This window comes from Bradyrhizobium sp. USDA 4461, assembly GCF_054055655.1.
This window is the reverse complement of record NZ_JBSRXM010000001.1, coordinates 3,614,583-3,628,342: the sequence shown is the minus strand read 5'-3', so window position 1 is coordinate 3,628,342 and position 13,760 is coordinate 3,614,583. Positions and strand designations below refer to the sequence as shown.

The following is a 13,760-nucleotide window of genomic DNA, read 5'->3' as shown; positions in this document are numbered from 1 at the left end:
GGCCCGGACCGTCAAGGCCCGGGCCTTTCGCTGAGATCCTGCGGACCGCGATCAGGCGGCGGGCTTGTAGAACTTCGAGGCGCTGGCCTTGATCGGCTCGGCGGTCTCGCTGGCGACCTTCTGGCCGAGCTCGGCCAGTTCCTTGGCCTGCGCAGTGTAGGTCTCGAACTGCTTGCGGGCGTGGGAGGTCCACAGCTCGACCGCTTCGGTCGGCGACTTCACGCTGAACAGCTCCTGGGCGAAGTCGAGCGACGAGGTGGTGTTGGCCTTGAAGAACTCGATCAGCTTGGCCGAGTAGGCGCTGGCGCCCTTGCTCACCGAGGTGAACACGGCTTCGACCGTCGAGTTGTGGGTCTCGGCAGCGTCCTTGAACTTGGCGTAGCTGTCGCGAGCCTGCAGCACGCCCTTTTCGGCGAACGCGCGCATCTGCTCGGGAACCTCGAACGGGATAATGGAGGCGGAGAACGGATCGGACGGGTTGGTCATACGTGTAATCCTTCGCAACGGGTGAGTAGATGTGACCATTGCGAACGTCCCGGAGCCAGCAGGCCGGGAACGTTGAAATGGATCACGCTGCCTTGATTCACGGGATTGCCTTCGTCGGGCGCGCCTAATAAACACCCATATCATGTCAATATTGTGCAACGCAACGTGAGATCGCGTGCGACGCCACATTTTTTACGTGACGGAATATGGGGTTACCGCACCCAACCAGGATTGGGGCCAAAATCAGCCTGAGTTTGGCCCCCGGGCCAGTCCTTCCCAGTTCGTGCCTCAGCTCTTGGGTTTGACCGCATCCATCGCCGCGCGGCTGACCGCCTGGCCCATTTCGCTGGCCTGCTCGGCGAGCGAGCGCATCTGGCCCTGCACATATTCGCTGTGCAGCCGCATCACCTCGGTGAGGTCCTTCGCCTTGAGCAGCGACTGGGCGTAGTCGAGCGACGACTGCACGTTCTTTTCCGCATAGGACAACGCCTTGGCCGACAGGTCCTTGGCGCCGGCGCGCATCGTGGCGTTGCGCTCCTCGATCTTGCCGGCGGTGTCCCTGGCGTTGGTCACGAATTGCTCGAAAGCCTTGCGTGCCTGATCGAAGCTTGCTTCCGCCATCGACCGCATATCCTTGGGGATCTCGAACTTGGGGATCTCGAAATGGTCACGCCCGTTGTCACTCATGGTCGTTCTCCCTCGCTTGGTGATCTGCCCGCCGCTTGGCCTTGCGGGCGCGCGGCAGGAATATCGCGGCACTGCAACCGCAAGTGTGACGCGGTGCCACCAGGCGCCGCAACACGCTGTCGCAGCCACTGCCTCTGCCCCGACAACGCTAAACCGCTGTGGATCGTTCAGCCAAGTTAACGTTATCCCGGCTTTGGCGGGGGCAGTTTGGCCGCGGACATGGACCTGCCGCCCCCCGCTTGCGATACTAACCTTCTGTTAAGGCTGTCGTCCTGCGGCTGCCGGGCCTTCGGCAAAGCTAGGAAGAAAGCCAAACCTATGCGGTCAAATCGTGCGTGATGAGTGACGCGGAATTCCAGATCCAGGCGCTCGGCGATGTCAGGCTGGCGGACCATGCGACGAGCTCCCTGCCGGCATGGCTGTGGTCGGCCGACGGCGCACGGATTCTGTGGGCCAATCCGGCCGGTGCGCAGGTATTCGGTGCCGCTAACGGCACCGAGCTGGCGAAGCGCGTCTTCGGTCCGGCCGATCCGCATCGCCGCCAGGTCGCACGGCTCGGCCCGAGCCTCGGCAGCAACGGCGCGGTGCGGCTGGAGCGGCTGCGCGGCTTCGGCGCGGCGCCCGGCATGCTCGCGACCTGCGGCTGCATCCGCATCGAGCTGCCCGTCGGCAGCCAGGGCATCCTGATCTCGGCGCTCGATGCGACCGGCCGCAGCATGCCGCTTGCCGAGCGCTTGCTGCGCCTGGTGCAGGGATTGCCGCGTCCCGCTGCCGCCTTCACCAGTGACGGACTGTTGATCGCAACCAACGAAGCGGCACGTGCGCTGCCCGGCCTGCACGATCTCGGCGAAGCCGGTCTCGATGCGGCGCGCGACGAGGCGCTGGCGCAGGGCCGCGCTGCGGCGAGCGTTGCGATCGGCCGCGTCGTGCTGCAACGGATCGGCCGCGGCGCCGATCGCGCGCTGATCGCGCTGATCAAGCCGGCGCCGCATGTCGCTGCAAGACCTTCGGCACCGATCGTGCCTCAACCAATTGAGTCCGAGACGGCTGCGCCGACCGCACCTGAAGCGCCGGTATTATCAGCGGTGACGCCGCCGGAGACCGCAGCAACCGAGCCGCCGCCAACGCCGCTCGCCGTCGAACAGCAAGCGGCGCATCTCGAAGCCCCCGTGCAGGCCAGCGACGCGTCGGCCACCTTCACGCTGTTCGACGCACTCAACCCGACGCCGGAAGAAACCGCCGAGCCGATCATCAGCGTGCCTGAATCCGAACACGCAGACGTTGCTCCATCGCTCGCGTCAGAAGTGACGCAGGCAGAAGAAGCTCCCATCGCGGCCGCACCTCTCGACACGACACCCGACGACACTCCGGCGGTCGAGGAGCCGTTGTCGGAGGCGCTGATCGAAGCCCCTGCCGAAGCGCAGGTCGAAGCCGCGACTCTCGACACCACGCCTGACGAAAGCCCAACCGTCGAGGAGCCGCTGTCGGAAGCGCTGATCGAGGCGCCCGCTGAAGCGCAGATCGCAGAGCCTGCAGCGGAGCCTACACCTGTTCTCGAAGAGACCGCGCCTGCGCCGGCCGCGGAAACACCGGCACCGCCGGCTGATCCCGTCCCCTCGCCCTATGCGATCGCAGATCTGCCTGCGCCGCCGCCGGCCACCGACCCCGAGCCCGCGACGTCAGCACCGGCAAAGCCGCCCTCCTGGCTCGACGAGCCGTTGCCGGTGCGGCGGCATCCGCTGCGCTTCATGTGGCAGATGGACCACGAGGCGCGCTTCTCGCTCGGCTCCGACGAATTCACCCGCCTGATCGGCCTGCACACCGCGGCCGGTTTCGGCCGGCTGTGGAGCGACATCGCCGACAGCTTCGGGCTCGATCCCGAGGACCGCGTCATGCAGGCGTTCGCCAGCCACGACACCTGGAGCGGCATCACGCTGCACTGGCCGGTCGACGGCGGCGGCCGGCTGCCGGTCGAACTGTCCGGCCTGCCGGTATTCGACCGCAACCGGAATTTCGCCGGCTATCGCGGCTTTGGTGTGTGTCGCGATCTCGACGGGCTTGCGCGACTCGCCGCGTTGCGACGCTATGAGTTCTTCAGCGGCGCGGTCGCGCCGCAATCGCTGTCGGCCGATGTCGCGCCGGCGCCGCGCACCGCTGCGCCGCCCGGGCCCGCCGCGCCGCATGACGATCCTCCGCCGCATGCGGAGCCGCCGCCCGATACGACCGCAACAGCACCACCCGAGGAATTGACCGAGCCCGTAGCAGAGACTTCACACCAAGCCGATCCGGATCACGCCGTGGACACGCACGAGGACACGCACGAAGTGCGTCACGACCCGCCACCGAATGTGGTGCCGTTCCGCCCGGCCGGCGACGCGCGGCCGCCGTCGCTGACGCCGGTCGAGAACAACGCGTTCAACGAGCTCGCGCGCCAATTGTCGGCCCGGCTCGAAAGCGAGGCCGGCCTCACTGCTGCGACCAACGAGGCCGCCACCGCGGAGCCGGTTGCCGACGAGCCGCACGCGAACGAGTCGCAGCAGGAGCCGGAAGCCGTGCTCCAGCACGAAAAGGCTGCGCAGCAAGAAACCGTCGCGCAACGCGAGACGCCGGCAGAGTCGCCAAAGCCCGGCTGGCTCGCCGCCGCCGAGCCCGCGCCGCGCGCCGACTCCCGACGCGACCGCACGCTGCTCGATCTGTTGCCGGTCGGCATCCTGGTCTACCGGCTCGACCGCCTGCTCTATGCCAACCACGCCTTCCTCGCCCGCATGGGCTATGACAGCCTGCACGCGCTGGAAGCCGCCGGCGGGCTCGACGCGCTCTATGTCGAGCCCGGCGTCTCGCAGGCGAGCAGCACCTCCGGCACCGGCACGCCGGTCACGATCTCGGCCAACCAGAACGCCCAGGCCGAGCAGGTGTCTGCGGAAGCGCGGCTGCACACCATCAGCTGGGACGATGACGCCGCGCTGGCACTGATCTTCTCGCGCACGCTCGACGAGGACACCGTGGTCGCCGCCGCGCTCTCCGATCCCGAACCGGAGGCTGCAGCAGAGCCGCTGCTTGCGCCACCGCCGCCGCAGGCCGGCCACGCCGACGCCGAGGAGCTCGGCGCCATCCTCGACACCGCGGCCGAAGGCATCATCATGTTCGATGCCGAAGGCAACATCCATTCCTGCAACCGCAGTGCGGAAGCGCTGTTCGGCTATGACGGCAGTGAGTTCGTCACGCATAACCTCGCCGATTTGTTCGCGCCGGAGAGCCAGCACGGCATCTTCGACTATCTGGCGAGCGTGAAATCATCCGGCGTCGCCAGCCTGCTCGATCACGGGCGTGAGACGCTCGGCCGCGTCCGCCAGGGCGGCATCATCCCGCTGTCGGTGACGATGGGCCGCACCCGTGCCGACGGACCGAATTTCTTCGCGGTGTTCCGCGACCTCTCGCAAACCAAGAAGAGCGAAAGCGAGGTGCGCGAGGCGCGACGGCTCGCCGAGCGCGCGGCGAACGCCAAGACCGACATGCTGGCGCGGATCAGCCACGAGCTGCGCACACCGCTCAACGCCATCATCGGCTTTGCCGAGGTGATGATCGGCGAGCGCTTCGGCGCGCTCGGCAACGAACGCTATGTCGAATACATGAAGGACATCCGCGCCTCCGGCGAGCGCGTGATCGCGATCGTCAACGATTTGCTCGACCTGTCGCGGATCGAGACCGGCAAGCTCGACCTCGCCTTCACCAGCCAGAACCTCAACGAGATGGTGGAGAGCTGCGTCGCGGTGATGCAGCCGCAGGCCAATCGCGAGCGCATCATCATCCGCACCTCGCTCGCGCATACGCTGCCGCCGGTCGTCGCCGATGCCCGGGCGCTGCGCCAGATCACGCTGAACCTGATCGGCAACTCGATCCATCTCGCCAATGCCGGCGGCCAGGTGATCGTCTCGACCGCGCTGTCGGATTTCGGCGAAGTGATGCTGCGGGTGCGCGACACCGGCCAGAGCCTCAACGACAACGAGGTCGCCGCCGCGCTCGAGCCGTTCCGCGCGCCAACGCCATCCGATCAGGCCGGCTCCGGCGGCGTCAGCCTGTCGCTGACCAAGGCGCTGGTCGAAGCCAATCGCGCCAAATTCCAGATCCGAACCGGCGGCCGCACCGGCACCTTGATCGAGGTGACCTTCGCCCACGCCGCCGCAAGGGCGTGACCCTCGGCGACACGCGAGCGGTCAACAGCTTCCTCGCTTCCGCGTGAGAGACGCACCAGCGGACCTTCCCACCCTCCTCCGCAAGGGAGGAGGGAGCCTCACCGGCGTGCTCGCCTCACGAGAACGGAGCACGATAGCCGAGCCTGCTTGAAGCAAGGATGTCGCGTGCGCGATCGAGGTCGCCATAGGTTGCTAACAGAGGAAGCGATTTGATCGACATGTCCGTGGCTCCAAGCCGCAGCTGCGCGAGCCGAGCCATGCGTTCGAGAACCGCGATCGCGCGCTTTGCCGAGCGCCGATGCATGGCGAGGGCACAAAGCCCCCGCCATCACACGTTGCGCTACTCCGCGCCCGAGCCGCCCTGCACGATCTTCTCGTTCAGCTTCTGATCGACGGTCTCGACCGTGCGGTCGATCTCCGCGCTGGGCGTGCCGAGCTGATGCGAGATCAGCTTCACCAGCAGGTCGACGCGCTCGATGAACGGCGCGCCGGCGGCGACCGCGCGGGCCGCCGAGGACGGCTTGAGCAGGCTTTCCGCCGCCTTGGCATATTTTGCGAACGGCACCTGGTCCGCAGGATCGGCGCCGAGCTTGCGCGCGATGCCGTCGACATGGTCGTAGATCGCCTGCGAGCGGTTGAGATCGCTGTGCACGGCGTCGCGGATCGATTGCGGCTCTGTCGGCGTGATGCAGCGATAATTGCCGGTCAGCAGCATCGACCATTTCGCCAGCGGCACGAACAGCGACGAGAAGACCTTCAGCTTCACCGGCACGTCCTGGCCGTCGAGCGTCACCGCGTCGATGTCGGCTTCGAGCTCGCGCAGCACCTTGTTGTGCTTGTCGTCGGCGAAGGCGGAAGCCTTGAAGTTGGTCGGCAGGCCGACATGGAGCACATTGGCCTTCTCCTCCGGCGGCCGGAAGGCCTGCGGATCAGGCGAGCACAGCGTGACCAGGCCCGGCTCGAAGCGCTCCCACACCTGCGCGTTGGTGTAGGCCTCCTCGAGGTCCATGCCGGCCAGCGCGGGGATCCGCTTCAGATACGGCAGCGGCGGCATGTTCATGATCGACAGGCACGGCAGCTTGGCCGCTGCGATCTTGATCATCAGCACGCGAACCGTGTGGTTGGTGTATTGCGGCTCCTGCATCGCAAGTCCAACCATGTCGTAGCGCGACACGTCGACATCGGCGGGCGTCACGGCGTCGAGCTTGCCGGGCAAGTCGCGCGAGAAGATCGAGCGGTGCTCCTTCTCGTCGCGCAGCTTGATGCGGACCTCGGTGCCTTCGCGATTGATCAGGTCGGCGGTGTTCTTGCGGCACACCAGGGACACGTTGTGCCCGGCCATCAAAAGCTTGGTCCCCAGCAGGGAGCCGTAGGAAGCTCCAAGGATCAGAATGTTGCGCGCCATGCTCTGTTAAGCCCTTCTCTTCAAAATCCTGCCCTGAGGGTGATGCCGGCTGATGCCCGGTCGATCTTGGCCGTCCAGCGCGTCCCCGGTCCGGCGTCCGCCACATCACCCCTCGGACAACACGGTCCGGCTGGTGTATGGTATGCCACCGTCTATCGCAGATCGACAGGCGGCTGCCAAGGGGATTATCTCGGGGATTATCTCGGGGATTATCTCGCCTGCGGACTTTCGTTCCGCGACCAGGAAGGGCATTCGAGCTTGCAAGTCGCCGCCGATCTCACGGACCGGGCTGAAGAAATCCTCGTCTCAGCGTCCCGGCTGTTTGCCCGCCACTCCTATGCCAATGTGACGATGGAGCAGGTTGCGGCGTCGGTCCGGGCGGTGCCGGGCGCGCTGTACCACTATTTTCGCGACAAGGAAGATCTGATCTTCCACTGCTATCTACGGGGCCTCGCAATCTACCGGCACGAGATTGAAGCCGCGGCCGAGCCCGGGATCGACGGGCTCGAGATCGTCAGGCGCTTCGTGCGCGGCCGGCTCAGGCCGGAAGGCCAGCGCATGATCCTGTTCAGCGATATCGATGCGCTGGCTGCGTCCTACAGCAGCGAAGTTCATGCAAGGCGCTGGCAGAACGCTGCACTGCTCGCGGACATTCTCAAGCGCGGCGTCGCCGACGGCTCGATCGCCTGCGACGAACCGCTGCTCGCGGCGGTGGCGCTGATCTCGATCCTGGACTGGGTTCCGTTCTGGCTGTCGGAACGCGATTACTACACGCGGCAACAGGCGATCGATGCGATCGACGACATCATCACCCACGGCGTGTACCGGCGCGAGATCGCCATGCCCGCAATGCCCGAACCGCTCAGCCTTGCACCGTTCCTGGAGTCCCGCGCCGCGTTGAACAAGCGGGCCGCGAAGTTCGACAGGATGCTGTCGATCGCCTCCGACAGCTTCAACCGGCGGGGTGCGTCGGGCACGTCGCTCGAGAGCATCGCGGTCGATGCCGGCATGACCCGCGCCGGCATCTACTATCATTTCAGTGAAAAGGAGAGCCTGCTGCTGGCGTGCCTGCGACGCGGGCTCGCCGGCGAGATCAGCATCCGCGAGCATCTGCAAGCGCACAGCCTTGGCCCATTCGATCACATCGTGCAACGAATCCGCCTGCTGCTGATGCTGCACGACACGCCCTGCGGTCCAAAGGCGACCTACCACAACATCAACTATCTCAACGACGTCGACCGCAAAGCCTATGTCGGCGACGTGCTGGCAACGATCCGGCAGGACCAGAACAGCTATCAGCGCTGGATCGACGAGGGCCGCTTCCGCCGCATCGATACGTATTTCGCAGAACGGATTTTGACCGGAATGGGCCATTGGTATCCGATCTGGTTCAGGACCAGGCGCGACTGGACTCCGATGCAGATCGCCGATCATTTCGCGCGGCTGTTTCTGGCAGGCCTCAAGCCGCGCCGATATCCGGCCTGAACCGCTTCCCCCTTCCCTCTGAAAGGGGGAAGGTCGGGATGGGTCAGCCCCGGGCGATGCTGTATGTTGAGAGAGCCGGTTTAGAGCGAGACAGCGCCGGCGTCAGTTCCAAACAGCGAACCAATACGAACGCCGCCCTCATCCAAAAGTTTACCTGCAATTCAAAACAGCGACCAATTCCCAGCCGATTCCGGCTTCGTATAGCCTATAACATCATGGTACCACCCGCTAAAACTTGACGCAGTATTCAAAGCGAAAGTTGCGAAGGCTCGGCAATTGGGGTTATGAGACGGCCTCGATCGCTCAGATCAAGAAACACAAGCAAGGGAGAACGCAGGATGCACAGGCTGATCGTTGCCGCCGCGGCAGCGCTGACGGTGTTGGGAGGCGCGGCGTCCGCGCAGGAAAACCTCAAGATCGGCTATATCGATCCGCTCTCCGGCGGCGGCGCCAGCGTTGGCGAAGGCGGCCTGAAGACGTTCCAGTATCTTGCCGACGAATTGAACGCCAAGGGCGGCATCCTCGGCCACAAGGTCGAGATCGTGCCGCTCGACAACAAGACCAATCCGCAGGAAAGCCTGGTGCAGGCGCAGAAGGCGGTCGACGCCGGCGTCCGCTACATCACCCAGGGCAACGGCTCATCGGTCGGTGCCGCGCTGGAAGACTTCGTCACCAAGAACAATTCGCGCAACCCCGGCAAGGAAGTGCTCTACTTCAACTACGCCGCGGTCGATCCGAGCATGACCAACGAGAAGTGCAGCTACTGGCATTTCCGCTGGGATGCGAACTCGGACATCAAGATGGAAGCGCTGACCAACTACATGAAAGGCCAAGCGTCCATCAAGAAGGTCTACCTGATCAACATGGACTATTCGTTCGGCCAGTCGGTGCGATCAACGGCGCGCAAGATGCTGGGCGAAAAGCGGCCCGATATCCAGATCGTCGGCGACGAGTTGCACCCGATGCTCAAGGTCACCGACTTCTCGCCCTACATCGCCAAGATCAAGGCGTCGGGCGCCGACACCGTCGTGACCGGCAATTGGGGCCAGGACTTCGCGCTGCTCTTGAAGGCTGCGGCCGACGCCGGCCTGAAGGTCAACTGGTACACCTATTATGCCGGCGGCGCCGGCGGACCGACCGCGATCAAGCAGACCGGCCTCGAGAACCAGGTGTTCCAGATCAGCGAAGGCGTGCCGAACTCCGGCAACAAGGCGGCGATGGATTTCGAGAAGGACTTCCGCGCCAAGACCGGCATTTCCGTGTGGTATCCGCGCGCCGTCAACGAGATGCGGATGTTCAAGGCGGCCGCCGAGAAGGCCAACTCGATCGATCCGGTGAAGGTCGCGGCGGCGCTCGAAGGCCTGAAGTTCGAGGTGTTCGACGGCGGCGAGGGCTTCATGCGCAAGGACGACCACCAGTTCTTCCAGCCGATCTACATTTCTTCGTTCGGCTCGCTCGCCGACAAGGCCAAGGAGCCGTACGACGAGGAAAACACCGGCTGGGGCTGGCACATCGTCTCCAAGATCGACACCGAGCAGACGATGCTCCCGACCACCTGCAACATGAAGCGGCCCTGATCGGCCGCCTCTCTCTTCATTCCGGGGCGATGCGAAGCATCGAACCACAGATGCGCAATTGCGCATCGGGGAATCTCGAGATTCCGGGTTCGATGCTTTCGCATCGCCCCGGAATGACGGTGAACTCCCTTTCCTTCGACAGGTCTTTGATCACGTGAACCGTTCCCAGTCTCAAACGGGTGCGCCATGGCTGAATTGATCGTCATCTCGACGCTCAACGGCGTCTTGTTCGGGATGCTGCTGTTCCTGCTGTCCAGCGGGCTCACCGTCATCTTCAGCATGATGGGTGTGCTCAACTTCGCGCATGCCAGCTTCTATATGCTCGGCGCGTTCTTCGGTTATCAGCTCACCCGCTGGATCGGATTCTGGCCGGCGCTGGTGATCGCGCCGCTCCTGGTCGGCGCGGTCGGCATGGCGGTCGAGCGCTACGGCCTGCGCAACACCCACAAGCACGGCCATGTCGCCGAGCTGCTGCTGACCTTCGGTTTGGCGTTCGCGATCGAAGAGATCGTCTCGATGATCTGGGGCAAAAGCCCGGTCGATTATCGCGTTCCGGCGGTGCTCGATTTTCCGGCCTTCACGGTGTTCTCGACCAATTATCCCGCCTACAAGATCTTCATGCTGGTGGTCTCGGTCGTGATCTTCATCGCGCTGCTGGTGACGCTGAAGCGGACCCGGGTCGGCCTCATCGTGCAGGCCGCATTGACCCATCCGAGCATGGTCGGCCATCTCGGCCACAATGTCGGCCGCGTCTTCATGCTGGTGTTCGGCGTCGGCAGCGCGCTGGCCGGCCTTGCCGGCGTGATCGCCGGTCCGTCGCTGGTGACGCAGTCCGACATGGCCGCGCTGCTCGGCCCGATCCTGTTCGTCGTCATCGTGTTCGGCGGCCTCGGCTCGCTGCCCGGCGCCTTCATCGCTTCGCTGCTGATCGGGCTGATCCAGACCTTTGCGGTCGCGCTGAACGGTTCGCTCGCCAGCGTGTTCGGCCCGCTCGATCCGAGCCTCGGCTCCACGCCGCTCACCGACATCTGGAACGTGACGATCGCGCAGATCGCGCCGATCCTGCCCTATCTGCTGCTGGTGCTGGTGCTGATCTTCCGCCCGATGGGCCTGTTGGGGACGCGTGAGTCATGACGAACGCTGCCACGCCCGTCTCCGCCGTGACCAAACAGGAATCCGGCGGCGCCCTCGGCTTCTACGGCGTCTGGTTGCTCGCTGCGGTCGCGCTCGTCGTGCTGCCGCTGGTGTTCTCCTCCGGCGGCTCGCTGACCTCGTTCAGCCTGATCGGCATCGCGATCATCTTCGCGCTGTCCTACAACATCCTGCTCGGCCAGACCGGCCTGTTGTCGTTCGGCCACGCCGTGCAATACGGCCTCGGCGGTTTCCTTGCCGTGCACGTCATGAACGCGGTCTCGAGCCATAACTGGCCGATCCCGCTGCCGGTGATCCCGCTGGTCGGCGGCATCGGCGGCATGGCGTTCGCGTTGCTGGTCGGCTGGGTCATGACCAAGCGCGCCGGCACGGTGTTTGCGATGATCTCGCTCGGCATCGGCGAACTGGTCGCCTCGTCGTCGCTGATCCTGCGCAGCGTGTTCGGCGGCGAATCCGGCATCACTACCGATCGCACCGGGCTGATGCCGCTGTTCGGCTGGACCTTCGGGCCGCAGATCCAGGTCTATTATCTGATCGCGTTCTGGGTGATGGTCTCGGCGATCGCGATGTATGCGCTGACCCGCACGCCGCTCGGCCGCATCTGCAACGCGGTGCGCGACAATCCGGAGCGCGTCGAGTTCATCGGCTACGATCCGCATGTGGTGCGCTATCTCGCCTACATGTTCGCCGGCTTCTTCGCCGGCATCGCCGGCGGGCTGACTGCGATCAATTTCGAGATCGCCAACTCCGCCTATCTCGGCGCGACGCAGTCGGGCCTGGTGCTGTTTTCCGCCTTCATCGGCGGCACCGCCTACTTCTTCGGCCCGATCCTGGGTGCCATCCTGGTGACCTATCTGCAACTCGGGCTGACCAGCGTCACCTCGGTCTGGCAGCTCTATTTCGGCATCATCTTCATCGGCATCGTGATGTTCGCGCCGGGCGGCATCGCCGGCATCCTGATGAAGCACCGTCCGCTGATCCGCGCGGGCACGCTCGGCACCGTGATCCCGTCCTATCTGGTCGCGGCAATCCCGACGCTCGCGTTTGCGCTCGGCATCATCCTGACCATCGAAACCGTGGCACGCTTCTCGGGCGGCGACCCGATCAACCTGCTCGGCATTCCCTTCGTCGCCAGCGCACCGACGACCTGGGCGGCCGCGGCGGTTCTCTTGGTCGGCGGCTTCCTGGCCGCAAGCCTCACCTGGCGGCGCGTTGCGGAGGCCTGGGATCGCGCCGCGACGGTGGCCCGTGATCGGGGGTATCTCGCATGACCGCTGCCATTCACGTCAACGCCGTCGAGAAGAGTTTCGGCAATGTCCGCATCATCCGCGACCTCAACCTGAGCGTCGCCAAGGGCGAGCGTCATGCCATCATCGGCCCGAACGGCGCCGGCAAGTCGACGACGTTCAACCTGATCTCCGGCCACATCAAGCCGACCTCGGGCGAGATCCGCCTGAACGGCGAAGTGACCTCGGGCTTGCGGCCATTCGAGATCAACCGGCGCGGGCTGTCGCGCTCGTTCCAGGTCACCAACGTGTTCGCCCGCATGACGGTGTGGGAGAACGTCCGCTGCGCCGTGCTGTGGGCGACCGGGCACCGCTACGCGTTCTGGAAGAACGTTGACGATCTGCCCGAGGTGAAGCAGCGCACCGCGCAGATTCTCGACGACATCCATCTCAGCCATCGCCGCGACGTGCCGGCGGGCCTTTTGACTTATGCCGAGCAGCGCGAGCTCGAGATCGGCATCACCATCGCCGGCGGCGCCAGCGTCATCATGCTGGACGAGCCGACCGCGGGCATGAGCCACGCCGAGACCGAGCGCGCCGTCGCGCTGATCCGCCGCCTCACCGAGGGACGCACGCTCGTCATCGTCGAGCACGACATGAGCGTGGTGTTCGGCCTCGCCGACCGCATCTCGGTCTTGGTCTACGGCCACATCATCGCCTCCGGCACCCCTGAGGAGATCCGCGGCAATCCGAAGGTCAAGGAAGCCTATCTCGGCGAGGAGGTCGACTGATGCTCGAGGTCAGGAATCTTCACGCCTATTACGGCAAGAGCCACATCCTGCAGGGCGTCGATCTCGACATCGCCGCCGGCGAGGTGGTGAGCCTGCTCGGCCGCAACGGCGTCGGCCGCTCCACCACTGTCAAGGCGATCATGGGCGAGGTGCCGCCGCAGGGCACCATCCGCTTCAAGGGCCAGGACATCGTCGGCCTCCCGAGCCACAAGATCGCCCGCCTCGGGCTCGGCTATGTGCCGGAGCACCGCGACATCTTCCCGGGGCTGACGGTGCGCCAGAACCTGATCCTCGGCATCAAGGACCCGCGCCGCCCGGGCAAGTGGCGGCTGCAGGAGATGCTCGACATGTTCCCCAATCTCGCCGCGCGCGCCGACACGCCGGCCGGCGTACTGTCGGGCGGCGAGAAGCAGATGCTGACCACCTGCCGCACATTACTCGGCGACCCCGATCTGATGATGATCGACGAACCGACCGAAGGACTTGCGCCCTTGATCGTGCAGCAGGTCGGCGAACTGATCGCACGGATCGCCAAGGCCGGCGTCGCCATCCTGCTGGTCGAGCAGAAGCTCTCGATCGCGATGAAGATCTCGAACCGCGTCTACATCATGGGCCACGGCCGCGTCGTGTTCGAAGGCACGCCCGAGCAGCTGAAGAACAACGCCGCTATTCGCGAGGAATGGCTGGAAGTGTGAAGCGGGAGCGGCCTCGTCATTGCGAGGAGCGTAGCGACGAAGCAATCCATGCTTCGTCACGGA

11 protein-coding genes are annotated in these 13,760 nt (G+C 65.2%); 7 read left to right on the top strand and 4 right to left on the bottom strand.

The genetic code is table 11. The features are described from left to right. Positions 1 to 51: 51 nt before the first annotated feature. Together ACVINW_RS16945 and ACVINW_RS16940 are read right to left on the bottom strand one after the other, a co-directional pair. A complete protein-coding gene (locus ACVINW_RS16945) occupies positions 52 to 486 on the bottom strand; it encodes a phasin (RefSeq protein ID WP_456752361.1) in 435 nt (144 codons plus the stop codon). A 288-nt stretch (positions 487 to 774) separates the two neighbouring features. After that, on the bottom strand, positions 775 to 1,173 hold the full coding sequence (locus ACVINW_RS16940) for a phasin family protein (RefSeq protein WP_456752360.1): 399 nt from the start codon (positions 1,171 to 1,173) through the stop codon (positions 775 to 777). Between the two features lie 338 nt (positions 1,174 to 1,511). Between ACVINW_RS16940 and ACVINW_RS16935 the strand changes: the two genes are divergently transcribed. After that, positions 1,512 to 5,366 carry a PAS domain-containing protein gene (locus ACVINW_RS16935; protein ID WP_456752359.1) on the top strand — a complete coding sequence of 1,285 codons (3,855 nt, stop codon included), beginning with the start codon at positions 1,512 to 1,514 and terminating at the stop codon, positions 5,364 to 5,366. A gap of 340 nt (positions 5,367 to 5,706) precedes the next feature. Here the strand turns inward: ACVINW_RS16935 and ACVINW_RS16930 are convergent, their stop codons facing one another. After that, a complete protein-coding gene (locus ACVINW_RS16930; protein ID WP_456752358.1) occupies positions 5,707 to 6,771 on the bottom strand; it encodes a ketopantoate reductase family protein in 1,065 nt (354 codons plus the stop codon). 258 nt (positions 6,772 to 7,029) lie between these two features. Here ACVINW_RS16930 and ACVINW_RS16925 point away from each other — a divergent pair, with 258 nt between their 5' ends. After that, entirely contained in the window at positions 7,030 to 8,256 is a 1,227-nt protein-coding gene (locus tag ACVINW_RS16925) for a TetR/AcrR family transcriptional regulator (protein ID WP_456752357.1), read from the top strand. A gap of 338 nt (positions 8,257 to 8,594) precedes the next feature. Then, positions 8,595 to 9,833, top strand: a complete 1,239-nt coding sequence (locus ACVINW_RS16920; RefSeq protein WP_456752356.1) for a branched-chain amino acid ABC transporter substrate-binding protein — start codon at positions 8,595 to 8,597, stop codon at positions 9,831 to 9,833. 16 nt (positions 9,834 to 9,849) lie between these two features. Here ACVINW_RS16920 and ACVINW_RS16915 read toward each other — a convergent pair whose 3' ends face one another. Next, positions 9,850 to 9,987, bottom strand: a complete 138-nt coding sequence (locus ACVINW_RS16915; protein ID WP_456752355.1) for a hypothetical protein — start codon at positions 9,985 to 9,987, stop codon at positions 9,850 to 9,852. A 32-nt stretch (positions 9,988 to 10,019) separates the two neighbouring features. Here ACVINW_RS16915 and ACVINW_RS16910 point away from each other — a divergent pair, with 32 nt between their 5' ends. From ACVINW_RS16910 to ACVINW_RS16895, 4 genes are read left to right on the top strand one after another with little or no spacing between them, the layout of a single operon-like run. Next, positions 10,020 to 10,967: a branched-chain amino acid ABC transporter permease gene (locus tag ACVINW_RS16910; RefSeq protein ID WP_456752354.1), complete on the top strand. Its 948-nt coding sequence runs from the start codon at positions 10,020 to 10,022 to the stop codon at positions 10,965 to 10,967. After that, positions 10,964 to 12,256 carry a branched-chain amino acid ABC transporter permease gene (locus tag ACVINW_RS16905; RefSeq protein ID WP_456752353.1) on the top strand — a complete coding sequence of 431 codons (1,293 nt, stop codon included), beginning with the start codon at positions 10,964 to 10,966 and terminating at the stop codon, positions 12,254 to 12,256. Before ACVINW_RS16910 ends, ACVINW_RS16905 begins: the two co-directional genes overlap by 4 nt. Continuing rightward, positions 12,253 to 13,002, top strand: coding sequence for an ABC transporter ATP-binding protein (locus ACVINW_RS16900; RefSeq protein ID WP_456752352.1), 750 nt, complete (start codon positions 12,253 to 12,255; stop codon positions 13,000 to 13,002). Before ACVINW_RS16905 ends, ACVINW_RS16900 begins: the two co-directional genes overlap by 4 nt. After that, positions 13,002 to 13,697: an ABC transporter ATP-binding protein gene (locus ACVINW_RS16895; protein WP_456752351.1), complete on the top strand. Its 696-nt coding sequence runs from the start codon at positions 13,002 to 13,004 to the stop codon at positions 13,695 to 13,697. Before ACVINW_RS16900 ends, ACVINW_RS16895 begins: the two co-directional genes overlap by 1 nt. The last annotated feature ends 63 nt before the right edge of the window (positions 13,698 to 13,760 follow it).

Coding starts and splice junctions, on each gene's coding strand:
- ACVINW_RS16945 (WP_456752361.1), bottom strand. CDS start 486: ATGACCAACCCGTCCGATCCGTTCTCCGCCTCCATTATCCCGTTCGAG.
- ACVINW_RS16940 (WP_456752360.1), bottom strand. CDS start 1,173: ATGAGTGACAACGGGCGTGACCATTTCGAGATCCCCAAGTTCGAGATC.
- ACVINW_RS16935 (WP_456752359.1), top strand. CDS start 1,512: ATGAGTGACGCGGAATTCCAGATCCAGGCGCTCGGCGATGTCAGGCTG.
- ACVINW_RS16930 (WP_456752358.1), bottom strand. CDS start 6,771: ATGGCGCGCAACATTCTGATCCTTGGAGCTTCCTACGGCTCCCTGCTG.
- ACVINW_RS16920 (WP_456752356.1), top strand. CDS start 8,595: ATGCACAGGCTGATCGTTGCCGCCGCGGCAGCGCTGACGGTGTTGGGA.
- ACVINW_RS16910 (WP_456752354.1), top strand. CDS start 10,020: ATGGCTGAATTGATCGTCATCTCGACGCTCAACGGCGTCTTGTTCGGG.
- ACVINW_RS16905 (WP_456752353.1), top strand. CDS start 10,964: ATGACGAACGCTGCCACGCCCGTCTCCGCCGTGACCAAACAGGAATCC.
- ACVINW_RS16900 (WP_456752352.1), top strand. CDS start 12,253: ATGACCGCTGCCATTCACGTCAACGCCGTCGAGAAGAGTTTCGGCAAT.
- ACVINW_RS16895 (WP_456752351.1), top strand. CDS start 13,002: ATGCTCGAGGTCAGGAATCTTCACGCCTATTACGGCAAGAGCCACATC.